The 24,675-nt window shown below is 60.1% G+C and carries 26 protein-coding genes; 25 read left to right on the forward strand and 1 reads right to left on the reverse strand.

Annotated features, from left to right (window positions below):
* The first annotated feature begins 59 nt into the window (after positions 1–59).
* The 24 genes from fliD (at position 60) to flhB (ending at position 22,392) form a co-directional block, all read left to right on the forward strand.
* The gene (fliD, locus tag D8U61_RS27585; RefSeq protein ID WP_024012100.1) at positions 60–1,514 is read left to right on the forward strand and encodes a flagellar filament capping protein FliD; all 1,455 of its coding nucleotides are present in this window, start codon (positions 60–62) and stop codon (positions 1,512–1,514) included.
* Positions 1,515–1,643: 129 nt separating this feature from the next.
* A complete protein-coding gene (gene fliS / locus D8U61_RS27590; protein ID WP_041479013.1) occupies positions 1,644–2,042 on the forward strand; it encodes a flagellar export chaperone FliS in 399 nt (132 codons plus the stop codon).
* A gap of 11 nt (positions 2,043–2,053) precedes the next feature.
* Complete coding sequence (locus D8U61_RS27595; RefSeq protein ID WP_016771085.1) at positions 2,054–2,350, forward strand: hypothetical protein; 297 nt, start codon at positions 2,054–2,056, stop codon at positions 2,348–2,350.
* Between the two features lie 172 nt (positions 2,351–2,522).
* Positions 2,523–3,998 carry a sigma-54 dependent transcriptional regulator gene (locus D8U61_RS27600; protein ID WP_016771084.1) on the forward strand — a complete coding sequence of 492 codons (1,476 nt, stop codon included), beginning with the start codon at positions 2,523–2,525 and terminating at the stop codon, positions 3,996–3,998.
* Positions 3,999–4,108: 110 nt separating this feature from the next.
* On the forward strand, positions 4,109–5,320 hold the full coding sequence (locus tag D8U61_RS27605; protein WP_130928049.1) for an ATP-binding protein: 1,212 nt from the start codon (positions 4,109–4,111) through the stop codon (positions 5,318–5,320).
* A gap of 5 nt (positions 5,321–5,325) precedes the next feature.
* Positions 5,326–6,708 (forward strand): sigma-54 dependent transcriptional regulator, encoded by a 1,383-nt coding sequence (locus D8U61_RS27610; protein WP_130928050.1) that lies wholly within the window; start codon positions 5,326–5,328, stop codon positions 6,706–6,708.
* Positions 6,709–6,836: 128 nt separating this feature from the next.
* Complete coding sequence (gene fliE / locus D8U61_RS27615; RefSeq protein ID WP_016771081.1) at positions 6,837–7,166, forward strand: flagellar hook-basal body complex protein FliE; 330 nt, start codon at positions 6,837–6,839, stop codon at positions 7,164–7,166.
* Positions 7,167–7,180: 14 nt separating this feature from the next.
* Complete coding sequence (fliF, locus tag D8U61_RS27620; RefSeq protein ID WP_016771080.1) at positions 7,181–8,968, forward strand: flagellar basal-body MS-ring/collar protein FliF; 1,788 nt, start codon at positions 7,181–7,183, stop codon at positions 8,966–8,968.
* On the forward strand, positions 8,961–9,980 hold the full coding sequence (gene fliG, locus D8U61_RS27625) for a flagellar motor switch protein FliG (protein ID WP_016771079.1): 1,020 nt from the start codon (positions 8,961–8,963) through the stop codon (positions 9,978–9,980). The genes fliF and fliG overlap by 8 nt, the downstream gene beginning before the upstream one ends.
* Before the next feature lie 4 nt (positions 9,981–9,984).
* Complete coding sequence (fliH, locus tag D8U61_RS27630; protein ID WP_130928051.1) at positions 9,985–10,791, forward strand: flagellar assembly protein FliH; 807 nt, start codon at positions 9,985–9,987, stop codon at positions 10,789–10,791.
* On the forward strand, positions 10,781–12,139 hold the full coding sequence (gene fliI, locus D8U61_RS27635) for a flagellar protein export ATPase FliI (protein WP_130928052.1): 1,359 nt from the start codon (positions 10,781–10,783) through the stop codon (positions 12,137–12,139). The genes fliH and fliI overlap by 11 nt, the downstream gene beginning before the upstream one ends.
* Positions 12,140–12,145: 6 nt before the next feature.
* Positions 12,146–12,595 carry a flagellar export protein FliJ gene (fliJ, locus tag D8U61_RS27640; RefSeq protein WP_016771076.1) on the forward strand — a complete coding sequence of 150 codons (450 nt, stop codon included), beginning with the start codon at positions 12,146–12,148 and terminating at the stop codon, positions 12,593–12,595.
* Positions 12,596–12,785: 190 nt separating this feature from the next.
* Positions 12,786–13,091 (forward strand): STAS domain-containing protein, encoded by a 306-nt coding sequence (locus tag D8U61_RS27650; RefSeq protein WP_016771075.1) that lies wholly within the window; start codon positions 12,786–12,788, stop codon positions 13,089–13,091.
* A gap of 5 nt (positions 13,092–13,096) precedes the next feature.
* Positions 13,097–14,800: a fused response regulator/phosphatase gene (locus D8U61_RS27655; protein ID WP_130928054.1), complete on the forward strand. Its 1,704-nt coding sequence runs from the start codon at positions 13,097–13,099 to the stop codon at positions 14,798–14,800.
* Between the two features lie 30 nt (positions 14,801–14,830).
* Complete coding sequence (locus D8U61_RS27660) at positions 14,831–15,178, forward strand: Hpt domain-containing protein (protein WP_130901802.1); 348 nt, start codon at positions 14,831–14,833, stop codon at positions 15,176–15,178.
* Positions 15,179–15,283: 105 nt separating this feature from the next.
* Positions 15,284–16,651 (forward strand): flagellar hook-length control protein FliK, encoded by a 1,368-nt coding sequence (locus tag D8U61_RS27665; RefSeq protein ID WP_130928055.1) that lies wholly within the window; start codon positions 15,284–15,286, stop codon positions 16,649–16,651.
* 336 nt (positions 16,652–16,987) lie between these two features.
* Complete coding sequence (fliL, locus tag D8U61_RS27670) at positions 16,988–17,491, forward strand: flagellar basal body-associated protein FliL (RefSeq protein WP_016771071.1); 504 nt, start codon at positions 16,988–16,990, stop codon at positions 17,489–17,491.
* Positions 17,492–17,500: 9 nt separating this feature from the next.
* A complete protein-coding gene (gene fliM, locus D8U61_RS27675; RefSeq protein WP_003222890.1) occupies positions 17,501–18,469 on the forward strand; it encodes a flagellar motor switch protein FliM in 969 nt (322 codons plus the stop codon).
* Between the two features lie 52 nt (positions 18,470–18,521).
* The gene (gene fliN / locus D8U61_RS27680) at positions 18,522–18,983 is read left to right on the forward strand and encodes a flagellar motor switch protein FliN (RefSeq protein WP_162999812.1); all 462 of its coding nucleotides are present in this window, start codon (positions 18,522–18,524) and stop codon (positions 18,981–18,983) included.
* A complete protein-coding gene (gene fliO / locus D8U61_RS27685) occupies positions 18,984–19,436 on the forward strand; it encodes a flagellar biosynthetic protein FliO (protein ID WP_130928056.1) in 453 nt (150 codons plus the stop codon).
* Positions 19,436–20,194 (forward strand): flagellar type III secretion system pore protein FliP, encoded by a 759-nt coding sequence (gene fliP, locus D8U61_RS27690; protein WP_016771068.1) that lies wholly within the window; start codon positions 19,436–19,438, stop codon positions 20,192–20,194. The genes fliO and fliP overlap by 1 nt, the downstream gene beginning before the upstream one ends.
* Complete coding sequence (fliQ, locus tag D8U61_RS27695; protein ID WP_016771067.1) at positions 20,191–20,460, forward strand: flagellar biosynthesis protein FliQ; 270 nt, start codon at positions 20,191–20,193, stop codon at positions 20,458–20,460. The genes fliP and fliQ overlap by 4 nt, the downstream gene beginning before the upstream one ends.
* 3 nt (positions 20,461–20,463) lie before the next feature.
* Positions 20,464–21,249: a flagellar biosynthetic protein FliR gene (gene fliR / locus D8U61_RS27700; protein WP_016771066.1), complete on the forward strand. Its 786-nt coding sequence runs from the start codon at positions 20,464–20,466 to the stop codon at positions 21,247–21,249.
* A gap of 3 nt (positions 21,250–21,252) precedes the next feature.
* Positions 21,253–22,392 carry a flagellar biosynthesis protein FlhB gene (gene flhB, locus D8U61_RS27705; RefSeq protein ID WP_024012110.1) on the forward strand — a complete coding sequence of 380 codons (1,140 nt, stop codon included), beginning with the start codon at positions 21,253–21,255 and terminating at the stop codon, positions 22,390–22,392.
* 38 nt (positions 22,393–22,430) lie between these two features.
* On the opposite strand, the gene D8U61_RS27880 is transcribed toward flhB, so the two are convergent.
* Positions 22,431–23,537: a hypothetical protein gene (locus D8U61_RS27880; RefSeq protein ID WP_177433380.1), complete on the reverse strand. Its 1,107-nt coding sequence runs from the start codon at positions 23,535–23,537 to the stop codon at positions 22,431–22,433.
* 262 nt (positions 23,538–23,799) lie between these two features.
* Between D8U61_RS27880 and D8U61_RS27715 the strand changes: the two genes are divergently transcribed.
* Positions 23,800–24,468, forward strand: a complete 669-nt coding sequence (locus tag D8U61_RS27715) for a hypothetical protein (RefSeq protein WP_130928057.1) — start codon at positions 23,800–23,802, stop codon at positions 24,466–24,468.
* Positions 24,469–24,675 lie beyond the last annotated feature (207 nt).

A 24,675-nucleotide genomic window follows, 5' to 3' on the forward strand; every position in this document is an offset into this window, starting at 1 on the left:
CCATTCTCAGGACGCGTGTAACGGTCAAAAGAATGGCAACAATCTGAAGGGAGATGCACATGGCAAGTCCAATTCTACCGGGTTCCGGACTGGGTTCCGGCCTGGACATCGGCGCGATCGTGACCGCGCTGGTCAACGCCGACAAGTCTGCCAAGCAGACGCAGATCGATACTGCTACCAAGACCAATAGCCTGAAGATCTCCGGTGTCGGTTCGTTGAAGAGTGCGCTGACCGCATTCCAGACGGCGATGACCAACCTGAGCAGCAAGACCAACCCTGCGTTTGCCGGCTTTGCGGCGACGTCGGGCAATACCGATATTCTCAGTGCCACCTCCGATAGCACCGCGGTTGCGGGCAAATACAATGTGGTGGTGAACAAGCTGGCCACGGGCTCGAAAATCGCCAGTGCTTCCTTTGCCGGCGGCGCCGCCAGTGCCATTCCGAGTGGTACCCTGAAAATCAGTCAGAATGGCACTGATTACAACGTCGACATCCCCGCCAATGCCACCTTGCAGACCACCCGTGACGCCATTAACAAGGCTCAGGGCGCCAACGGCATTTCCGCCAACATCGTCACCGACAGCTCCGGTTCCTCGCGCCTCGTTATCAGCTCAAGCAAGACCGGCGCAGGTTCCGATCTGACCGTTAGCGGTATTGCCGGTCTGGAAATCGATGGTACCCAGCTGATGGGTACCAGCCCGGCCGCCGGTGCTTCGGGCGCGGTCAACGGCGTTGCGCAAAATGCCGAGCTGACCATCGACGGTCTGACGGTAACCAGCAAGAGCAACACGGTAAGCGGCGCGATCAGTGGCCTGACCTTGAATCTGACCACGGCAACGCCGCTCAATGGCACGCCGACCGTCATCAGCGTCGATGCCAATACCAAGGGGCTGCAGACTTCGATTCAGACGTTTGTCGACGCTTACAATGCGCTGAAGAATACCGTTGACACGCTGTCCAAGGCGACGCCGGACGCAGACGGCAAACTGACTGTGCAGGCAGCCTTCACCGGTGACTCGCTGCCACGTTCGTTGATTGCCGATATCCGTGAGCAGTTGACGGCAGTGGGCGCTGGCGGACCGCTGGCGGTGTTGTCGCAGTTGGGTGTGATGACCGATCGCAACACCGGTAACCTGACGTTTGATACCGCTGCGTTCAACAAAACCATGGATCAGCCGGGCATGACTGGCCAGGTTCAGCAACTGTTCACCGGGACCGACGATACCAACGGTCTGTTGGCGCGCATGAAGGCGGCGGTTGATCCGTACCTCAAAGCTCCAGCGGGTAGCAAGGTTACCAGCGGTTTGCTCGATCAGCGTCTGACCATTCTGAACAACAACACACGCAATCTAACCAACCAGCAGCTGGCGCTGGATTTGCGTGTCGCCAACCTGACCAAGACGTTGACCGCCAAGTACAACGCCATGGACTTGCTGGTCGGCCAGATGAAGGCAACGGCGAGCAACATCACGTCGTTCTTCAGCTCGCTGAACGCTCAGCAGTCGGCGAAGTAACAGTCAGTAACGACAAAAACCCGGCTACGCTTTATCGGCGTGCGCCGGGTTTTTGTCTTTTGATCTAAAGTTTTCGGACCGGTTGGCGATACACTGGTTATACGAGTCAACGTGGCAATGAGGTAGAACATGAACCCGATGTTAGCCCTTCGGCAGTACCAGAAAGTCGGCGCCCATGCGCAGACGTCCGAAGCGAGCCCGCACCGCCTGGTGCAAATGTTGATGGAAGGTGGCCTGGCCCGTATTGCTCAGGCCAAGGGCGCCATCGAGCGCAAGGACATTCCCGGCAAGTGCACGGCGATCAGCAAGGCCATCGGCATTGTCAGTGGCCTGCGTGAAGGTCTCGATCTTGAGAACAACGCCGAGGCTCTGGCCGATCTGGATGGCCTGTACATCTACATGATGAAGCGCCTCGCCGAGGCCAACATCAGCAGTGATCCGCGTGTCCTTGATGAAGTGGCCGGTCTGCTGACAACGGTAAAAGAAGGCTGGGACGCCATCGCGCCCGTGCCGGCTCCGCAGTTCTGAAGGAGAGCACCATGAGTCTTGTATTGCAGCGAATTGCCGATACCCGTGAAGCGTTGGTCGGAGCATTGGCCGAACGAAACTGGGAAGCCATTGGTGAGTTGGATCTGGCTTGCCGTTCCTGCATGGAAGACGTCATGGCGGAAGCTTCGCTGGACGAAGTGGCACTGCGCGACAACCTTGAGGAGCTGCTATTCGTCTACAAAGAGCTTCTCGAGGTAGCAATGGGCGAGCGGCAGGCGATAGCCAACGAGATGTCGCAGATCACCCAAGCGCAAAAGGCTGCAAAGGTTTACCATCTGTTTGGTTGATTAACCGTCAGTTAAACCAGAGATGTGCGCCATAAATTTGACTGTGCACGGTTTTTTGACTTAACTAGTGGCTATTATCAGGTTTAGGGCGTCTACAGGCACATGGTGTCCTGCAAGCGTCTCGCTTGCCTTATTTTTCGGGCATTGAGTTGACTAGGGAAGTTGCTATTGCATGTGGCGTGAAACCAAAATTCTGCTGATCGATGACGATAGCGTCCGCCGCCGCGACCTGGCGGTGATTCTGAATTTTCTTGGCGAAGAAAATTTACCCTGCGGCAGCCATGACTGGCAGCAGGCTGTCGGCTCTTTGTCGTCTAGTCGTGAGGTCATTTGCGTACTGATCGGGACGGTTAATGCTCCTGGCGCGCTTTTGGGCTTGCTAAAGACACTCGCAACCTGGGATGAGTTCCTTCCGGTTTTGTTAATGGGCGATAATTCTTCCGTTGACCTGCCTGAAGACCAGCGTCGCCGCGTGCTGTCGACCCTGGAAATGCCGCCCAGCTACAGCAAATTGCTCGATTCGCTGCACCGCGCCCAGGTCTATCGCGAAATGTACGACCAGGCCCGCGAACGCGGCCGTCATCGCGAACCTAATCTTTTCCGCAGTCTTGTCGGCACCAGCCGTGCGATTCAGCACGTGCGGCAGATGATGCAGCAAGTGGCCGATACCGACGCCAGCGTGCTGATCCTCGGCGAGTCCGGCACCGGCAAGGAAGTGGTCGCGCGCAACCTGCATTACCACTCCAAGCGCCGCGACGCGCCGTTCGTGCCGGTCAACTGCGGGGCGATCCCTGCAGAGCTGCTCGAAAGCGAACTGTTCGGCCACGAGAAGGGCGCTTTCACTGGCGCGATCACCAGCCGTGCCGGGCGCTTTGAGCTGGCCAACGGCGGTACGCTGTTCCTCGACGAAATCGGCGACATGCCGCTGCCGATGCAGGTCAAGCTGCTGCGCGTATTGCAAGAGCGCACCTTCGAACGCGTGGGCAGCAACAAGACCCAGAGCGTCGACGTGCGCATCATTGCCGCAACGCACAAGAATCTCGAAAGCATGATCGAGATCGGCTCGTTCCGCGAAGACCTCTACTATCGCCTGAACGTGTTCCCGATCGAGATGGCGCCACTGCGTGAGCGCGTCGAAGACATCCCGCTGCTGATGAACGAACTGATCTCGCGCATGGAGCACGAGAAGCGCGGTTCGATCCGTTTCAACTCGGCGGCGATCATGTCGCTGTGCCGTCACGGCTGGCCGGGCAACGTCCGCGAGCTGGCCAACCTGGTCGAGCGCATGGCGATCATGCACCCGTACGGCGTGATCGGCGTGGTCGAGTTGCCGAAGAAATTCCGCTACGTCGACGACGAAGACGAGCAGATGGTCGACAGCCTGCGCAGCGATCTGGAAGAGCGCGTGGCGATCAACGGCCATACGCCGGATTTCAGCGCCAGTGCACTGCTGCCGCCGGAAGGTCTCGACCTCAAGGACTACCTCGGTGGTCTGGAGCAGGGCCTGATTCAGCAAGCGCTGGACGATGCCAATGGCATTGTTGCCCGCGCCGCTGAACGTCTGCGCATCCGTCGCACCACCCTGGTCGAGAAGATGCGCAAATACGGCATGAGCCGGGCTGGAGGAGACGAACAGGCGGATGATTGACGCCTGTTTTTCAAGCGCTTCATTTATAAGCGGTTTTTTTTAGGCACGGGTATTGCTATAGCCCTCGCAACGTTCCGTTTCACTGACGGTCAGCCAAGCGAGAGAGCCCAATGCCCCAAGCCGCCCAGATCTCTTCTGCCTCCAATATCGTGGGGCAGCCCTCGTCCGTAGAGCAGGCAAGTCGTCAGGGGCTTGAGCAGGCCTTCCAGCTGTTCAACCAGATGTCGAGCCAGCTGACCGACTCCTACAGCCTGCTCGAAGCGCGGGTCACCGAACTCAAGGGTGAGCTGGCCGTGGTCAGCGCCCAGCGCATGCAGGAGCTGGCGGAAAAAGAACGCCTGGCCAATCGCCTGCAAAACCTCCTCGACCTGTTGCCCGGCGGCGTCATCGTCATTGACGGTCACGGTCTGGTGCGCGAAGCCAACCCGGCCGCCATCGATCTGCTCGGCTCGCCACTCGAAGGCGAACTCTGGCGCCATGTGATCGCACGTTGCTTCGCTCCCCGCGAAGACGACGGTCACGAAATCTCCTTGAAAAACGGTCGACGCCTGTCGATTTCCACCCGCTCGCTGGATGCCGAGCCGGGGCAGTTGGTGCTGCTCAACGACTTGACGGAAACCCGGCATCTTCAGGATCAACTGGCACGGCATGAGCGTTTGTCGTCGCTGGGGCGCATGGTTGCGTCTCTGGCCCACCAGATTCGCACACCGCTGTCCGCCGCTTTGCTCTACGCCAGTCATTTGACCGAACAGCAATTGCCGGTGGAAACCCAGCAACGCTTTGCCGGGCGCCTGAAAGAGCGTCTGCACGAACTCGAACATCAAGTGCGCGACATGCTGGTGTTCGCTCGCGGTGAATTGCCGCTGACCGACCGCATTACGCCCAATGCCTTAATGCAATCGCTGCAGGCAGCGGCGCTGACCCATGTGCAGGATCTGCCAATTCGCTGGCAGTGCGACAGCCATGCCGGTGAGCTGCTGTGCAACCGCGACACACTGGTCGGGGCAGTACTGAATCTGATTGAAAACGCCATTCAGGCCAGCGCCGGCGAAGCGCGCCTGAAAGTGCATTGCTACACCAGAGGCAACACCCTGCGTCTGTGTGTCAGCGACAGCGGCAGCGGCATTGAGCCGACAGTTTTGGCGCGCCTCGGCGAGCCTTTTTTTACTACCAAAGTCACCGGCACCGGCCTCGGCCTGACAGTGGTCAAAGCGGTGGCCCGTGCGCATCAGGGAGAATTGACCTTGCGTTCGCGAGTCGGGCGCGGCACCTGCGCGCAGGTCAGCCTGCCACTGTTTTCCGCTGCACAGGGAGTTGAATAAACGTCATGGGCATCAAGGTGTTGCTGGTCGAGGATGACCGTTCGTTGCGCGAAGCGCTGGCCGATACGCTGCTTCTCGCCGGCCACGACTATCACGCCGTCGGCAGCGCCGAAGAAGCGCTGACGGCGGTCGCGCAGCAAGCCTTCAGCCTGGTGGTCAGTGACGTCAACATGCCGGGCATGGACGGTCACCAATTGCTCGCGTTGCTGCGCGCGCGCCAGCCGCAATTGCCGGTGCTGCTGATGACCGCCCACGGCGCTGTCGAGCGTGCGGTCGATGCGATGCGCCAAGGGGCGGCGGATTATCTGGTCAAGCCGTTCGAGCCCAAAGCGCTGCTCGATCTGGTGGCGCGCCATGCCTTGGGCAGCATTGACGCGGGCGAAGCGGACGGTCCGGTCGCCGTTGAACCGGCCAGTGCGCAGTTGCTTGAGCTGGCGGCACGGGTCGCGCGCAGTGACTCGACTGTGTTGATCTCCGGCGAGTCCGGCACCGGTAAAGAGGTGCTGGCACGCTATATCCACCAGCAATCGCGGCGGGCCAGCCAGCCGTTTATCGCAATTAACTGCGCGGCGATCCCCGACAACATGCTCGAAGCGACATTGTTCGGTCATGAGAAGGGTTCGTTCACCGGCGCCATCGCTTCGCAGGCCGGCAAGTTCGAGCAGGCGGACGGCGGCACCATTCTGCTCGACGAAATTTCCGAAATGCCCTTGGGCCTGCAAGCGAAGCTGCTGCGCGTTCTGCAAGAGCGTGAAGTGGAGCGAGTGGGCGCGCGCAAGCCGATCAGTCTGGATATTCGCGTGGTCGCCACGACCAACCGCGATCTGGCCGGCGAAGTGGCCGCGGGGCGTTTCCGCGAAGACCTGTTCTACCGCTTGTCGGTTTTCCCTCTGGCCTGGCGTCCACTTCGCGAACGCACTGCCGATATCCTGCCGCTGGCGGAAAAGTTGCTGGCCAAACACGTCAATAAAATGAAGCACGCAGCAGCGAAGCTGTCCCCCGAAGCTCAAGCATGTCTGACCGCGTACCCGTGGCCGGGCAATGTGCGTGAACTGGACAACGCCATTCAGCGCGCGCTGATTCTGCAGCAGGGCGGTTTGATTCAGCCGCAGGATTTTTGCCTGAGCGGTGCGGTGACATTTGCGCCGTTGCCGATCGCGGCATCGGTGATCCGCGAGGTGGAAATCGAGGCGGACTCCTCCGGCGCCCTGGGCGATGACCTGCGCCGCCGGGAGTTTCAGATGATCATCGACACCCTGCGCGCCGAGCGTGGCCGGCGCAAGGAAGCTGCCGAAAAGCTCGGCATCAGCCCGCGGACTCTGCGCTACAAACTGGCGCAAATGCGCGACGCCGGGATGGACGTCGAAGGCTATCTGTTCGCCACCTGATCGATGCTGCAAAACATTCCAGATGCTTTTCTCAGAAGGGTGCCCACTAGCTGGCACCCTTGTTGCTAATACCTGTGTACCCGCCGAGTGAGTGTCAAAAAATTGCGGGCCGCCCAAGAGAGTAGACCATGAGCCAAGGTATTGAATTTAATCGGTTGATGATGGACATGCAGGCCATGAAAGTGGATGCCATGTCTGCGCGTAAATCGACTGCCGCTGTCCCTGAAATCGCGGGCAGCAGCTTTTCCGACATGCTCGGTCAGGCGATCAATAAAGTCAGCGATACCCAGCAGGCGTCGACTCAACTGGCCAACGCGTTCGAGATCGGCAAGAGCGGTGTCGACCTGACCGACGTCATGATTGCGTCGCAAAAAGCCAGCGTGTCGTTCCAGGCTCTGACCCAGGTGCGCAACAAGCTGGTCCAGGCTTACCAAGACATCATGCAGATGCCGGTTTAAGGGCGAAATAAGTCATGGCAGAAGCAGTCGCTGATAACGTTCCGGCCAAGGCCACCCCGATCGACGGCAAACCGCCGCTGTTCGGCCTGTCCTTTCTGGAAAACCTTTCCCAGATGACCGTGCTGCGTCAGGTCGGCCTGTTGGTCGGTCTGGCTGCGAGCGTGGCGATTGGCTTTGCCGTGGTGCTGTGGTCGCAGCAGCCGGATTACCGTCCACTGTACGGCAGCCTTGCCGGCATGGACGCCAAGCAGGTCATGGAAACCCTGGCCGCCGCTGACATTCCCTATAACGTAGAACCCAATTCCGGCGCCTTGCTGGTCAAGGCCGACGACCTGTCCCGTGCGCGGATGAAACTCGCTGCCGCTGGTGTCACTCCCAGCGACGGCAACATCGGTTTCGAAATCCTCGACAAGGAACAGGGTCTGGGCACCAGCCAGTTCATGGAAGCGACCCGTTATCGTCGCGGCCTCGAAGGCGAACTGGCGCGGACCATCTCCAGCCTGAACAACGTCAAGGGTGCCCGCGTGCACCTGGCGATTCCGAAGAGTTCGGTGTTTGTCCGTGACGAGCGCAAGCCAAGCGCTTCGGTACTGGTCGAGCTGTACAGCGGGCGTTCGCTGGAGCCGGGTCAGGTGGTGGCGATCATCAACCTGGTGGCGACTTCGGTGCCCGAGTTGAGCAAATCGCAGATCACCGTCGTCGATCAGAAGGGCAACCTGCTCTCCGATCAGGCGGAGAACTCGGAAATGACCATGGCCGGCAAGCAGTTCGATTACAGCCGCCGCATGGAAAGCATGCTCACCCAGCGCGTGCACAACATTCTGCAACCGGTACTGGGCAACGATCGCTACAAGGCTGAAGTTTCGGCCGACGTCGATTTCAGTGCCGTCGAATCGACTGCCGAGCAATTCAACCCGGACCAACCGGCGTTGCGCAGCGAGCAGTCGGTCAACGAACAACGTACCGCCAGCAATGGTCCGCAAGGTGTGCCGGGTGCCCTGAGCAACCAGCCACCGGCGCCTGCCTCGGCGCCGCAGACCACCGGTGGCACCGCCGCACCGGCCGGGATGATCCAGCCGGGTCAGCCACTGGTTGACGCCAACGGTCAGCAGATCATGGACCCGGCCACCGGCCAGCCGATGCTCGCACCGTACCCGGCGGACAAGCGTCAACAATCCACCAAGAACTTCGAGCTCGACCGTTCGATCAGCCACACCAAGCAGCAGCAGGGCCGTCTCAATCGCCTGTCGGTGTCGGTGGTGGTCGACGATCAGGTCAAGGTCAACCCGGCCAACGGCGAAACCAGCCGTGCGCCGTGGAGCGCCGACGAATTGGCGCGCTTCACTCGTCTGGTGCAGGACGCCGTCGGTTTCGACGCCAGCCGTGGCGACAGCGTCAGCGTGATCAACATGCCGTTCTCCGCCGAGCGCGGCGAAGTGATTGCCGATATTCCGTTCTACTCCCAGCCATGGTTCTGGGACATCGTCAAACAAGTGCTGGGTGTGCTGTTCATCCTCGTACTGGTGTTTGGTGTGCTGCGTCCGGTGCTCAACAACATCACCGGCGGTGGCAAAGGCAAGGAGCTGGCCGGTCTGGGCAGCGACGTGGAACTCGGTGGCATGGGCGGCCTGGACGGCGAACTGGCCAACGACCGCGTGAGCCTCGGTGGTCCGCAGAGCATTCTGTTGCCGAGCCCGAGCGAGGGTTATGACGCGCAGCTGAATGCAATCAAGAGTCTGGTAGCTGAAGACCCGGGTCGCGTGGCTCAGGTCGTGAAAGAGTGGATTAACGCAGATGAGTGATAACCGAGCCGCCACCGTCAAACTGACCAAGGTCGACAAAGCCGCGATTCTGCTGCTGTCCCTGGGTTCGACCGATGCTGCGCAAGTGCTGCGCCACATGGGCCCCAAAGAGGTTCAGCGCGTCGGCGTGGCCATGGCGCAGATGGGCAACGTCCATCGCGAACAGGTCGAGCAGGTGATGAGTGAGTTCGTCGACATCGTCGGCGATCAGACCAGCCTCGGCGTCGGTTCCGACGACTACGTGCGCAAGATGCTCACCCAGGCCCTGGGCGAAGACAAGGCCAACGGCCTGATCGACCGCATCCTGCTCGGTGGCAACACCAGCGGCCTCGACAGCCTGAAATGGATGGAGCCGCGCGCAGTCGCTGACGTCATCCGTTACGAACACCCGCAGATCCAGGCGATCGTGGTCGCGTACCTCGACCCGGATCAGGCCGGTGAAGTGCTCGGCAACTTCGACCATAAAGTGCGTCTGGACATCATCCTGCGCGTCTCGTCGTTGAACACCGTGCAACCGGCCGCCTTGAAAGAACTCAACCAGATTCTCGAGAAACAGTTCTCCGGCAACTCGAACGCCTCGCGCACCACCCTGGGTGGCATCAAGCGTGCGGCCGACATCATGAACTTCCTCGACAGCTCGATCGAAGGCCAGCTCATGGACTCGATCCGCGAAGTCGACGAAGACCTGTCCGGTCAGATCGAAGACCTCATGTTCGTCTTCAACAACCTTGCCGACGTCGACGACCGTGGCATCCAGGCACTGTTGCGCGAAGTGTCTTCGGACGTGCTGGTACTGGCCCTCAAGGGTTCGGACGAAGGCGTCAAGGAAAAGATCTTCAAGAACATGTCCAAGCGTGCTGCCGAACTGTTGCGCGACGACCTCGAGGCGAAAGGCCCGGTGCGCGTCAGCGACGTCGAAACCGCACAGAAGGAAATCCTCACTATTGCCCGTCGTATGGCCGAAGCCGGCGAGATCGTGCTGGGTGGCAAGGGCGGCGAGGAAATGATCTAAGCCCATGGATAAGCCTGACGAGTCTGTGACGGATCTGATCCGCGCCCGCGATGTTCGTGGTTTCGAATCCTGGGCGCTGCCCAGCTTCGACCCGCCGAAACCGGAACCCGAGCCTGAGCCGGAACCTGAACCGCCGGAAATGGAAGAAGTGCCGCTGGAAGAAGTCCAGCCACTGACCCTGGAGGAACTCGAAAGCATCCGTCAGGAGGCTTACAACGAGGGCTTCGCCATCGGCGAAAAAGAAGGTTTTCACAGCACCACGCTGAAGGTGCGTCAGGAAGCCGAAACGGCGCTGGCGGCGAAAATCGCCAGCCTCGAGCTGTTGATGGCCAACCTGTTCGAACCGATCGCCGAGCAAGACACCCAGATTGAAAAGTCGCTGGTTGACCTCGTGCAACACATCACCAAGCAGGTGATCAAGCGCGAACTGGCCATCGATTCGACGCAGATCGAACACGTCATGCGCGATGCCCTCAAGCTATTGCCGCTGGGCGTGGAAAACGTGCGCCTGTACGTCAATCCGCAGGATTTCGCCCAGGTCAAAGCCCTGCGCGAACGCCACGAAGAAACCTGGCGCATCGTCGAAGACGAGTCGCTGTTGCCGGGCGGTTGCCGGGTTGAAACCGAGCACAGTCGCATCGACGCCAGCGTCGAATCGCGGGTGACCCAGGTCATGGCCAAGCTGTTCGACCAATTGCACGAGCAAGCCCTGCATCCGGCAGCGCCTGACTTGAGCCTGGAAATCCCCGAAGACACCCCAGTGGCTGTCGACTCTGACGAGCCGCACGCGGACGCCAGCGATGCGCCTTGAACGCACCAGCTTCGCCAAGCGCCTGAGCACCTATGCCGAGGCCACCGAGATTGCCGGCGCGCCGATCCTTGACGGTCGGCTGCTGCGCATGGTTGGCCTGACCCTCGAAGCCGAAGGCCTGCGCGCCGCCATGGGCACCCGCTGCATGGTGATCAATGACGACAGTTATCACCCGTCCCAGGTGGAAGCGGAAGTCATGGGTTTTTCCGGCAGCAAAGTCTTTCTGATGCCGGTCGGCAGCGTCGCCGGGATTGCCCCGGGCGCCCGCGTGGTGCCCCTGGCCGATACCGGTCGTTTACCGATGGGCATGAGCATGCTCGGCCGTGTCCTCGACGGCGCCGGTCGCGCGCTGGACGGCAAGGGCGGCATGAAAGCCGAAGACTGGGTGCCGATGGACGGCCCGACAATCAACCCGCTCAACCGTGATCCGATCAGCGTACCGCTGGACGTCGGCATCCGTTGCATCAACGGTTTGCTGACGGTCGGCCGTGGCCAGCGTCTGGGTCTGTTCGCCGGTACCGGTGTCGGTAAATCGGTGCTGTTGGGCATGATGACCCGCTTCACCGAGGCCGACATCATCGTCGTCGGCCTGATCGGTGAGCGTGGTCGGGAAGTTAAAGAATTCATCGAACACATTCTCGGTGAAGAAGGTCTCAAACGTTCGGTAGTGGTCGCCTCGCCAGCGGACGACGCACCCCTGATGCGTATGCGCGCGGCAATGTATTGCACGCGCATCGCCGAGTATTTCCGCGACAAGGGCAAGAACGTTCTGCTGCTGATGGACTCGCTGACTCGTTTCGCCCAGGCCCAGCGGGAAATCGCGCTGGCCATCGGTGAGCCGCCGGCAACCAAGGGTTATCCGCCCTCGGTGTTCGCCAAACTGCCGAAGCTGGTGGAGCGCGCAGGTAACGCGGAGAAGGGCGGTGGCTCGATCACGGCGTTCTACACCGTACTGTCCGAAGGCGATGACCAGCAGGACCCGATTGCCGACTCGGCGCGTGGCGTGCTAGACGGCCACATCGTGCTGTCACGACGCCTGGCCGAGGAAGGCCACTATCCGGCGATCGACATCGAAGCCTCGATCAGCCGGGTGATGCCGGCGGTGGTTTCGCCGGATCACATGCAGCGCGCGCAGTACTTCAAGCAGTTGTGGTCGCGCTATCAGCAGAGCCGTGATTTGATCAGCGTCGGTGCCTACGTGGCCGGTGGCGATCGCGAGACCGATCTGGCGATTTCCCTGCAACCACAATTGGTCAGGTATCAGCGCCAGGGCCTCAACGACAAAATCAATCTGGGTGAAAGCCAGGCCTATCTGGAAACCCTGTTCGCCCCTGCGGCGGGCGGGTAACCGGCCATGGCCGTCAGCCGCGCCGCGCGCCTGGCACCGGTGGTGGACATGGCCGAAAAGGCCGAGAAAGCCGCCGTGCAGCGCCTCGCCTACTTTCAGGGCCAGGTCAAAGTTGCCGAAAGCAAACTGGCCGACCTCAATGCCTTTCGTCTGGATTACTCGCAGCAGTGGATCGTGCGCGGCAGCACCGGCGTGACCGGGCAATGGCTGCTGGGTTTTCAGGGTTTCCTGGCGCAACTCGATACTGCCGTCGACCAGCAACGGCAGAGCCTGGTCTGGCACCAGAACAAGCTCGACAAGGCGCGTGAGGAATGGCAGCAGGCGTTTGCCCGCGTCGAGGGTTTGCGCAAACTGGTGCAGCGCTATCGTGATGAAGCGCAACGCCTGGAAGACAAGCGCGAGCAGAAGCTGCTCGATGAACTGTCACAGCGTTTGCCACGGCGTGATGCCTTCTAAATCACACCGCCAAACCCTGTGGGAGCGAGCCTGCTCGCGAAAGCGCCGTGTCAGTCAACCCTGTAGTCAACTGCCAGAACGCCTTCGCGAGCAGGCTCGCTCCCACACTTGTTCAACCGTTGCGCCTTGCCCCAACCCTATCCAGGTGCTACACCTTGTACAGGTTCGTCAATGACAAGGAAGCCAGTCAATGTCAGTCGTTACAGAAGTCTCTCCAGACCAGAAAAAGCTCACCATCGCCGTCAAAGGCCGGTTCGATTTCGGTCGCCATCAGGAATTTCGCGAGTCGTACGAGCGGCTCCCACACAAACCCGAATCCATCGTGGTCGACCTCAAAGAGGCCACTTATCTCGACAGCTCAGCGCTGGGCATGCTGCTTCTGCTGCGTGATCACGCCGGCGGCGACGAGTCGGATATCCGTGTCGTCAACAGCAGCTCCGATGTGAAGAAAATCCTCGCGATTTCCAACTTCGACAAACTCTTCGACATCAGTTGACGCCCATGCAGGCGCAAGAGCCGCTGACCATTCTTATCGCCGAAGACAGCGCCGCCGACCGGCTGCTGCTGTCGACCATTGTCCGCCGTCAGGGCCATCAGGTGCTGACGGCGGCCAATGGTGCCGAGGCGGTCGAAACGTTCAAAGAGCAGCAGCCCGATCTGGTGTTGATGGACGCGCTGATGCCGGTGATGGACGGCTTCGAAGCGGCGCGGCAGATCAAGGCACTGGCGGGTGAAGCATTAGTGCCGATCATCTTCCTCACCTCGCTGACCGAGAGTGAAGCGCTGGCTCGGTGTCTGGAGGCTGGCGGCGACGACTTTCTGGCGAAGCCGTACAACCAAGTGATACTCGCCGCCAAAATCAAGGCGATGGATCGCTTGCGCCGCCTTCAGGCAACGGTCCTGCAGCAGCGCGATCTGATCGCCAGACATCACGACTATCTGCTCAATGAACAACGCGTGGCCAAAGCGGTGTTCGACAAGGTCGCGCATTCCGGTTGCCTGAGCGCGCCGAACATCCGATACCTGCAATCGCCTTACGCGCTGTTCAACGGTGACTTGTTGCTGGCGGCGTACACGCCGGCCGGTGACATGCACGTCATGCTCGGCGATTTCACCGGGCATGGCTTGCCGGCAGCGGTGGGGGCGATGCCGCTGGCCGAAGTGTTTTATGGGATGACCGCCAAAGGCTACGGCCTGGCCGAAACCCTGCGTGAGATGAACGCCAAGCTCAAGCGCATCCTGCCGGTGGACATGTTCTGCTGCGCTACGTTGCTCAGTCTGAGTTTCCAGAGCCGTTCGGTGGAGGTGTGGAACGGCGGCATGCCCGACGGTTACTTGCATCGCATGGCCAGTGGCGAACGCGTGCCGTTGCCGGCGCGGCATTTGCCCCTGGGGATTCTCAGCGCGCAAGCCTTCGATGACCGTACGGATGTGTATCCGATGGCCGTCGATGATCGGGTATTTCTGTTATCGGACGGGGTGATCGATACCTGCGATGCCAATGACCAGTTGTTCGGCGTCGAACGCTTGCAGCAGGTGTTTGCGGCGAACCGCGAGCCGGATCGGTTGTTCGAGGACATCGAACAGGCACTGCGCGATTTTCGCGGGCAGGCCCGCGACGATGTGAGCATGGTCGAGGTCAGTCTGCTTGAGTCGGCGCAGACCCACGGCGCGGCGCCGGTGTATTCCGACAGCGGCCAGTCGTGCCCGCTGGACTGGTCGGCCAGTTTCGAGTTTCGCGGCGCCACGCTCAGGCGTTTCAATCCGTTGCCGTTCCTCTTGCAGTTGCTGCTTGAGGTACATGGCCTGCGCGCGCAAAGCGGAGCGCTGTACAGCGTGCTCGCCGAGTTGTATTCCAATGGCCTGGAGCACGGCGTGCTCGGGCTGGACTCCAGCCTTAAACGCGATGCGGCAGGTTTCGCCCGCTACTATGAAATGCGCGCGGCGCGGCTGGAGGCGCTGCAAGACGGTTTCGTGCGCGTGCATCTGCAGGTCCAGCCGCAAGGCGAGGGCGGGCGACTGGTCATTCGCGTCGAGGACAGCGGCAAGGGCTTTGATGTGGCGCGGGTCATGGAACAGCCCGTGGATAACGTCCGCTTGTCGGGACGCGGCATCGGTCTGGTCCGGCAACTGGGGCGCAACGCCAGTTGGTCGGACCAGGGTCGTAGTGCCAGCGTGGAGTTTTTCTGGGAGATTGAGGCATAATCCGCCCATTCTTGATCAAGGAGTGAGCAAGTGACAGACACACATGTAGATCGCGAAGTCCTCGATACTTTGCGCGAGGTGATGGAGGACGGCTATACGGAATTGCTGGAGACTTTTCTGGCAGATTCGCAAAGCCGCCTGCACGAGTTGCAGGACAGCACCAGCGCCAAAGCGCTATCCGATGTAGCCCATAGCTTCAAGGGCAGCGCGAGCAACATGGGCGCGGTTCGACTGGCCGAGTTGTGCCAGGACCTTGAGTCGAATGCCAAGGACAAAAGTCCGGAAGCGCTCGCTCAACTGGTGGCCGATATCCATTCCGAATTCGCCGAAGTACGCCCGGTGTACGAAAGCGAAAAGCACCACGCCCACATCCACTGAAGCTGCCGTCCGGCGCTTTTCGCAAGTGTCAGGCCAAACTGGCCCGGCACTTGCAGTCATCTTGCTCAACTGTACCTACGATCCCAGTGCAGCGGAGACCGTGTCATGCCTGCGACCCCCAACATTCTTCTTCAGACCGCCGCTCAGGCCAAGGCGCAAGCCGCCTCTGCCAAATCGTCGGCAATGGCCGCAGACGCCGGGGACAAGGGCTCCAGCTTCGCCAGAGTGTTTGCCGATCAGGCGCCGGCCAAGCCTGCCGTGAGCGCCGACAACTCAGTCAAGCCGGCACGCGATAAGGTCGCAGACAGCAGCGGCAAAAAGGATATCGGCAAAGATCAGTCTGCCGCGCCCGAGCCAGCAGTTGCCGATAGCGGCAAAGCGTTGCCTGCCGACAAAGCGGCGACGAGCGACGACGCGACTGCCACTGCCGATGACACCACTGAAACGGTACAAACCCCTGTGGCCGATGCCGCGCCTGTAGACCCGGCGCTTGATCCGGCCTTGGCGCAAGTCGTTCAGCCGTTGGTGGCAGCGCCTGTGGTGCAAGCACCAACAGTCACCACGCCAGCCCAGCCGGAAACCGAAGCGCCTGCACTGGCGGTCGTGTCGGGCATGGTCAAAGATCCGGCGGCCACCGACAGCGAATTCGATCCGACAGCCGACCCGCTCGATTCTCTGCCGGCCGTGCGCATGGCGATGGAGCAGGGCGGGCATATTTCTGCCGCCAGCCAGGCGCAACCGAAAGCCACGCCTGCTCAAGCTCAGGCTGACGGCGAATTGACCGCCGCGCAGAACTTTGCCGCCGGCATGGCCAGCATGCTCGACGTGCAGGCCGACAAGGACAGCACCAGTCAGGGCGGCGAACAAGCTTTCAGCGGGTTGATCGACGATGGTCTAAAGGATCTGAAATCGGCTACCAGCGACACCCGCGTCGACGACTTCGCCAACCGTCTGGCGGCACTGACCCAGGCCGCTACGCCGAAAACCGCGAATGCGCTGCCGGTGAATCAGCCGATCGCCATGCACCAGAGCGGCTGGACCGAAGAAGTGGTCAACCGCGTCATGTACCTGTCCAGCGTCAACCTGAAGGCCGCCGACATTCAGTTGCAGCCGGCGGAGCTGGGGCGCCTGGATATCCGCGTGAACATGGTTCCGGATCAGCAGACCCAGGTCACCTTCATGAGCGCGCACCCGAGCGTGCGTGAAGCGCTCGACAGCCAGATGCACCGCCTGCGCGACATGTTCAACCAGCAGGGCATGGGCCAGGTCGACGTCAACGTCGCCGACCAGAACCGTGGCTGGCAGGGGCAGCAAGGCCAGGAGCAGGCGCAGCAGGGGCAGAGTGGCCGGACCAGCGCTGCCGGCGGACGCCTGGATTCGGCGGATGAGGAATTGGCACCGGCTACTGTCGCTGAAGTGGCGGCGCAGACTGCTAGCGTAATTGGCAGCAGCGCGGTCGACTATTACGCCTGAGCAAATCAAGAGCCCCTCACCCTAGCCCTCTCCCAGAGGGAGAGGGGACCGATTGGGGAATCTTGAAGAACTACGCCGACCTGAACGAGCATCGCTGAATCCGTTCGACATTCGGCGACCTGTTGATTCCCGTCCTGAACTTGCAATCACCTCGGTTGTGCAGGTCGATGTCCAGCCCCATTACACCTCACCCCAGCCCTCTCCCGTAGGGAGAGGGCTGGGGTGAGGGTGCTTTTGACTTTAGCGTCGTTCTCGACCTCCGACACTTCTGGCATAACACTTGCTCTTGCCTTGCCGTGCGACTGTGAAACCCCCGATTAGTGACGGATTATTGGCATGGCGAAGAGCGAAGCTGCAGCAGTAAAAGACCCCGCAACCAAAGGCAAACTCAAGCTGATCATCGTGATCGTGCTGGCGTTGCTGGTAGCCATTGGTGCATCCGTCGGGGCGACCTGGTTCTTCATGCACGGCGCGCAGAGCAAGCCTGCCGAGGCCGCTGAAGCAGCGCCGGTCGGCAAGCAGGCGGCGATTTTCGAGCCGATGGCGCCGGCCTTCGTTGCCAACTACAACCAGAACGGCCGTCAGCGCTACATGCAGGTTAGCATCACCATGCTGGCGCGTAATCAGGCCGATCTGGACGCGCTCAAAGTGCACATGCCGGTTATCCGCAACAACCTGGTGATGCTCTTCTCCGGTCAGGATTTCGCCACACTGGCGACCCCGGTCGGACAAGAGATGTTGCGCCAGAAGGCCACCGCCAGCGTCCAGGAAGTGGCGCAGAAAGAACTGGGCAAAGTGGTCATCGAACAGTTGCTTTTCACTAATTTCGTACTGCAGTAGGAACACGACATGGCCGTGCAGGATCTGCTGTCCCAGGATGAAATCGATGCGCTGCTGCATGGCGTCGATGATGGTCTGGTACAGACCGATAATGCTGCCGAACCCGGCAGTGTCAAAAGCTACGACCTGACCAGCCAGGATCGCATCGTCCGTGGACGCATGCCGACGCTGGAAATGATCAACGAGCGCTTTGCCCGCTACACCCGCATCAGCATGTTCAACATGCTGCGCCGCTCGGCGGACGTGGCTGTCGGTGGCGTGCAGGTGATGAAGTTCGGCGAATACGTGCACTCGCTGTACGTGCCGACCAGCCTCAACCTGGTCAAGATCAAACCGCTGCGCGGCACCGCGCTGTTCATCCTCGACGCCAAACTGGTGTTCAAGCTGGTGGACAACTTTTTCGGTGGTGACGGCCGTCACGCCAAGATCGAAGGGCGTGAGTTCACCCCGACCGAACTGCGCGTAGTGCGCATGGTGCTCGAGCAGGCTTTCGTCGATCTGAAGGAAGCCTGGCAGGCGATCATGGAAGTCAATTTCGAGTACATCAACTCGGAAGTGAACCCGGCCATGGCCAACATCGTCGGCCCGAGCGAAGCGATTGTGGTCTCCACCTTCCACATCGAACTCGATGGCGGTGGCGGCGATCTGCACGTGACCATGCCGTACTCGATGATCGAGCCGGTGCGCGAGATGCTCGACGCCGGTTTCCAGTCCGACCTCGACGATCAGGACGAGCGCTGGGTCAACGCCCTGCGCCAAGACGTGCTCGATGTCGACGTGCCGATCGGTGCCACCGTAGCCCGCCGCCAGTTGAAGCTGCGCGACATCCTGCACATGCAACCGGGGGATGTGATCCCGGTCGAGATGCCGGAAGACATGATCATGCGCGCCAACGGCGTGCCGGCCTTCAAGGTCAAGATGGGCTCGCACAAAGGCAACCTCGCGTTGCAGGTGATCGAGCCGATCGAGCGTCGCTGAGGCGGCGCTTTTCACCCCCGTATTTAACCGAATTGTTGCCCGCCGAGGACACATGATGAACGACGATATGAACGCCCAAGACGACCAGGCACTGGCCGATGAATGGGCTGCGGCCCTGGAAGAAACCGGTGATGCCGGCCAGGCTGACATCGATGCGCTGCTGGCTGCCGACGCCGGCACTTCCAGCTCCAACCGTCTGCCGATGGAAGAGTTCGGCAGTGTGCCGAAGAACAATGATCCGGTGACCCTCGACGGTCCGAACCTGGACGTGATCCTCGACATTCCGGTGTCGATCTCGATGGAAGTCGGCAGCACCGACATCAACATCCGCAACCTGCTGCAACTCAACCAGGGTTCGGTGATCGAGCTCGATCGTCTGGCCGGTGAGCCGCTCGACGTGCTGGTCAATGGCACCTTGATCGCCCACGGCGAAGTAGTGGTGGTCAACGAGAAGTTCGGCATCCGCCTGACCGACGTGATCAGCCCAAGCGAACGCATCAAGAAGCTGCGCTGAGTGAAAAGGTTTCTCTGGGTGCTGCTGGCATGGCCCTTGAGCGTGCTGGCTGCCGAGCCGAGCGCAACCAATGCCGCGCCTGCCGCCACCGCGCCAATGGTCAACAGCGGCGTGGCCGGTCAGTTGACGCAACTGGTGTTCGGTTTGCTGCTGGTGCTGGGCTTGATCTTCTTCCTCGCCTGGCTGTTGCGCCGCGTGCAACAGGCGGGGCCGGCGGGCAAGGGCCAGGTGATCGAGCTGATCGGTTCCCGCGCGCTCGGTCCGCGTGATCGCTTGATGCTGGTGCAGGTCGGCAACGAACAGATTCTGCTCGGCCTCAGCCCCAGCACCATCACCGCGCTGCACGTGCTCAAAGAGCCGGTCGAAGTCCCCACCGCCAGTGAAAAAGCGACGCCGGAATTTGCTCAGCATCTGCTGAAGATTCTTGGCAAGGACCAGAAGGATACGAAGTAATGGGTGCGCTCCGCATCGTCTTGACGCTGGTCCTGTTGCTGGCCGCGCCGCTGGCGTTCGCCGCCGATCCGTTGTCGATCCCGGCGATCACGTTGGGCACCAATGCCGACGGCGCGCAGGAATATTCGGTCAGTCTGCAGATCCTGCTGATCATGACTGCGCTGAGCTTTATTCCAGCGGCGGTCATTCTGATGACCAGCTTCACGCGGATCATCATTGTCTTCTCGATCCTGCGTCAGGCCCTCGGCCTGCAACAGACGCCGTCGAACCAGATCCTCACCGGCATGGCGCTGTTCCTGACGCTGTTCATCATGGCGCCGGTGTTCGACCGGGTGAACAACGACGCGCTGCAACCCTATCTGGCGGAAACCCTCACCGCCCAGCAAGCGGTGGAAAAGGCTCAGGTGCCGATCAAGGACTTCATGCTCGCGCAGACCCGCACCAGCGATCTGGAGCTGTTCATGCGCCTGTCCAAGCGCACCGACATCGCCAGCCCGGATCAGGCGCCGCTGACCATTCTGGTACCGGCGTTCGTGACCTCCGAGCTTAAAACCGCCTTCCAGATCGGCTTCATGATCTTCATTCCGTTCCTGATCATCGACCTCGTTGTCGCGAGCGTGCTGATGGCCATGGGTATGATGATGCTCTCGCCGCTGATCATTTCGCTGCCGTTCAAGATCATGCTGTTCGTGCTGGTCGATGGCTGGGCGCTGATCATCGGTACACTGGCCAGCAGTTTTGGAGGTGTTTCGCCATGACGCCGGAAGTCGCGGTCGATATCTTTCGTGAAGCCCTGTGGCTGACCACCATGATGGTCGCCATTCTGGTGGTGCCGAGCCTGCTGGTCGGCCTGCTGGTGTCGATGTTCCAGGCCGCCACGCAGATCAACGAACAGACTCTGAGCTTCCTGCCGCGTCTGCTGGTGATGCTGGTGACCCTGATCATCGGCGGTCCGTGGATCGTGCAGACGTTCATGGAATACATCATCCAGCTGTACAAAAACATTCCGATGGTCATCGGCTAAGCCATGCAGTCGCTGCTTCAGCTGACCGACACCCAGATCAGCACCTGGGTGGCGTCGTTCATGTTGCCGCTGTTTCGCGTCGCCTCGATGCTGATGGTCATGCCGGTGTTTGGCACCACCCTGATCCCGCGCCGCGTGCGTCTGTATTTCGCCGTGGCGATCACCGTGGTCATCACCCCGGCGCTGCCGCCGATGCCCGCCGTCAGCCCGCTGGATCTCAGCGGCCTGCTGCTTATCGGCGAGCAGATTCTGGTTGGCGCCGTACTGGGCTTTTCCCTGCAACTGTTCTTCCAGGCCTTTGCCGTGGCTGGACAGATCGTCGCGATCCAGATGGGCATGGGCTTCGCCTCGATGATCGACCCTACCAACGGTGTTTCGGTGGCGGTGATCGGGCAGTTCTTCACCATGCTGGTGACGTTGCTTTTCCTGTCGATGAACGGCCATCTGGTGGTGTTCGAAGTCCTCACTGAAAGCTTCACCACGCTGCCGGTCGGCGGCGGTCTGATGGTTGCGCATTACTGGGAACTGGCCGGCAAACTCGGCTGGGTACTCGGCGCCGCATTGCTGCTGGTGTTGCCGGCCGTCACCGCACTGTTGGTGGTCAACATCGCGTTCGGCGTGATGACCCGCGCCGCGCCGCAACTGAACATCTTCTCGATCGGTTTTCCGCTGACCCTGGTGCTCGGCCTGTTCATCGTCTGGGTGGGCCTGGCGGACATTCTCAACCAGTATCAACCGCTGGCCAGCGAGGCCTTGCAGTTGCTACGCGAACTCGCACGGGCGCGCTGAGTCATGGCAGAGAGCGAAAGCGGTCAGGACAAAACGGAAGACCCCACGGAGAAACGCAAAAAGGACTCCCGTGAGAAGGGTGAAATCGCCCGTTCCAAAGAGCTCAACACTCTGGCCGTGATGATGGCCGGTGCCTCTGCGCTGCTGATCTTCGGCGGCATGCTCGCGCAAGAAATGATGGACGTGATGCGCCTGAACTTCACCCTGTCCCGCGAAGTGGTCATGGATCAGGGCGCCATGGGCCGTTTTCTGTTGGAGTCAGGGTTGATCGCCTTGCTGGCGATTCAGCCGGTGATGATCACCCTGTTGCTCGCCGCCATCATCGGGCCGATCTCCCTCGGTGGCTGGCTGTTCGCCGCAAAGTCGCTGGCGCCCAAATTCAGCCGGATGAACCCGGCCGCCGGCCTCAAACGGATGTTCTCGTTCAAGGCTGTGGTCGAACTGCTCAAAGCCCTGGCGAAGTTTCTGATTACTCTGGGCGTGGCGCTGTTGGTGTTGTCCGCCGACGTCGACGACTTGCTGCGCATAGCCCACGAACCACTGGATATGGCGATCATTCACAGCGTCCTGCTGGTGGGCTGGAGCACGCTGTGGCTGGCCTGCGGTCTGATCATCATCGCCGCCGTCGACGTGCCGGTGCAGATCTGGGAGAGCATGAAGAAGCTCAAGATGACCAAGCAGGAAGTGCGCGACGAACACAAGGACCAGGAAGGCCGCCCCGAGGTCAAGCAACGCATTCGCCAGACCCAGCGCGAAATGTCCCAGCGGCGCATGATGGCAGCGATTCCCGAAGCCGACGTGGTCATCACCAACCCGACCCACTACGCCGTCGCGCTCAAATACGACTCGGAGAAGGGCGGCGCGCCGGTGCTGCTGGCCAAGGGCAGCGACTTCATCGCCCTGAAAATCCGCGAAATCGCAGTGGCCAACAACGTCATGCTGCTTGAATCGCCGGCGCTGGCGCGCTCGATCTATTACTCAACTGAGCTCGAGCAGGAAATTCCTGGCGGGCTGTATCTGGCAGTGGCGCAGGTATTGGCTTACGTCTACCAGATCCGCCAACACCAGGCGGGCAAGGGCAAGCGGCCGGATCCGTTGAAGGATGATTTGCCGATTCCGCCGGATTTGCGTCGGGATTCTTGATGCGGGGCTGCCTGCATGAAAACCCCTCATTGCCCAGCTCAGGGGGTGAATGAAAAGTAATCCAGCCCAATCCAATCGGGTGTACTGCACAGTATTTCAATTCTGGTTATTCCATTTGAGGTGAATTCGACGAGATGGGCGTCAGCAACCGATCGAGTAAATGTTCTTTCTCCCAGTAGTTGACCCGCAGTGTTGTAAAAAAAAGCGGTGGTGGTTGCTTTGTCTGTCCAGGTTTGCCAAAACCTGACTCTTGAACAGGCTGATTTGAGATCAATTCTGCAACGCTGTGGGGCTGTCAACGCTTGATAGCAAAGATGCAGTAGTTGCCCGCTGCGCTTCCCGGGGATTGGCGGATAGGTTAGCGAGTTGGAAATTCCCATTTGTCCGTTACCTGAAAGAAACGTAATGGTCATGCTCGAAAGTGCGATGCGCTGGCCAACCGTTATAAGTTGAGTGGGTATGTCATCGAAGTTCTCACTGATAGCAGGTGTGACTTCGCCTATTCGCGTTCTCAACACCTTCGAAAACATCAACCGCTCACCACTTCCCGATTTGTACACGGTGTAATTGATCAGGGCATCGGCGCCGCGATTGTTTGTTCGCCAGTCAGAAGGAAGTGTAAAGACTGGTGTGACACCTGCCTGAACAGGTCGCGTATCACTTTCCCATAGCGTGTTGGCGGTAGCGCGCACACGTACCGTATAGCCAGTCGTCATGCCTGAGTAGTTGACGCTAACAGTTTTCTGATCACTCGACAGGGTCGGTGCCAAGAGATCGAATGGCTGAGGGAGAATGTGCAGCAGCAAATAGAGCGAAGGAATCAAGGTCGTGCCCGGGGCCGTACGCACCGTGTAAAAGACCTTCACCGTGTGGCCAATGCTATCGATCACCTCCATGCGTGGAATGCGGATGTCGATAGTGCCAGGGGTTCCCACGGTGATCACCTGCGAGTGGTAGGTGTGCCGAGGGTTTTCCCAAGTGATGCGAACCGTATGGCCGCGGGCCATGCCGGTGAAGTGCGGAACTTGAGCAGTGACGTATTGGGCGAAATAGACATGATCGAAGTCAAGTTGATCCCCCGCAGAGCCATGTGCTTCGAGTACTTTTGGCGCCGCTGGATCGGTGACTGCTGAAACTGAGTTCATGGGGATGTCTCCTGCGTTCGAGTGATTGCCTCGGGAGGCTCCATTTGATGCAGGAAGCAGGAATTCTTGCCACTGTCAGATCTGACAGGTGATCGAGTATTTCCGATGAGCGGTGGCTTTGCAGATATCTTTTGGTTGGCTACGTCGTCCAGAGACCGTTGGTCTGGAAATGCCGTCCACCTGTCAACTCTTACAGTAGACGGACCCCTGTCCATGACCTCGAGATAGGGGCGCAAGTTTACCGAACCAGGAGAGTACTATCATGGCAGAGCGCATTTACCGAAAACTCGAGGGCATGGGCCTGGAATATGTGTCAGGGCGACTGGAACATAACCCGAAAGAGCGGGCCATCCGTTACACCGTCACTTTCGACATGGACTTGGATTTCACCCATTTCAAACAGATGGCCAATGCTTATATTCCGGATTATCTCGACAACCCGATCAACGCGATCAGGCCTGAATTGGACGGCCTGGCTAACCACTATTCCTACAACTACCTGTTCAGTGCAGCGGGAAACATCCGCGATAATCAGGCGCTGTTCGAACTCTTTACCTCGCCCAGTTATTACAACGATCAATGGGCGACCGGCCCTCATCGGCAGGTGCGTTATAGCAAACCGGAGTTTGAGCAGGTCGGGCGAAAGCTCCGAGTGACTGCACGCAGAGACTTCAGATCCCTGGATGACACGGGTCAGATCGAAATCGGAGATTTGCCGGTCATCCAGTTTCATTGGGCGCTCAATCTGCTGCAAAGTGATCTGACGGTCCCGGGAATCATTGCGCCAGTGACCAAGGTCGTGTTGATGTACATGGATGAGGACTTCGTTGAGGTCGAAGGTGAGCAGATTTTGCGGGGTACGCGCTACGTCAATGGCAAGCAACTGGGCTTCGGCAATATTGCGCCCAAGCAGATATTAACTGCGCAGTAACCGGCATTAAAAACGCCGTCCCGATTGCGCGGTGCGGCGTTTTTTAGCCTGAAGACTTGTTTTGGCTGTGAGGTCGCCTTCGCGGACTTGCCAGCGAAGACGTCAACATCCAGATCGCCTCATTCAAGGCTTGTCACAAATCTCTGCTACTGCGGCAACTCCAGATTATCCAGCACCCGATTCACCGCCAATTCCCCGAGCATGATC

Origin of the sequence: Pseudomonas sp. Sample_14, from assembly GCF_004307515.1 — a bacterium.
GTDB lineage: Bacteria > Pseudomonadota > Gammaproteobacteria > Pseudomonadales > Pseudomonadaceae > Aquipseudomonas > Aquipseudomonas atacamensis.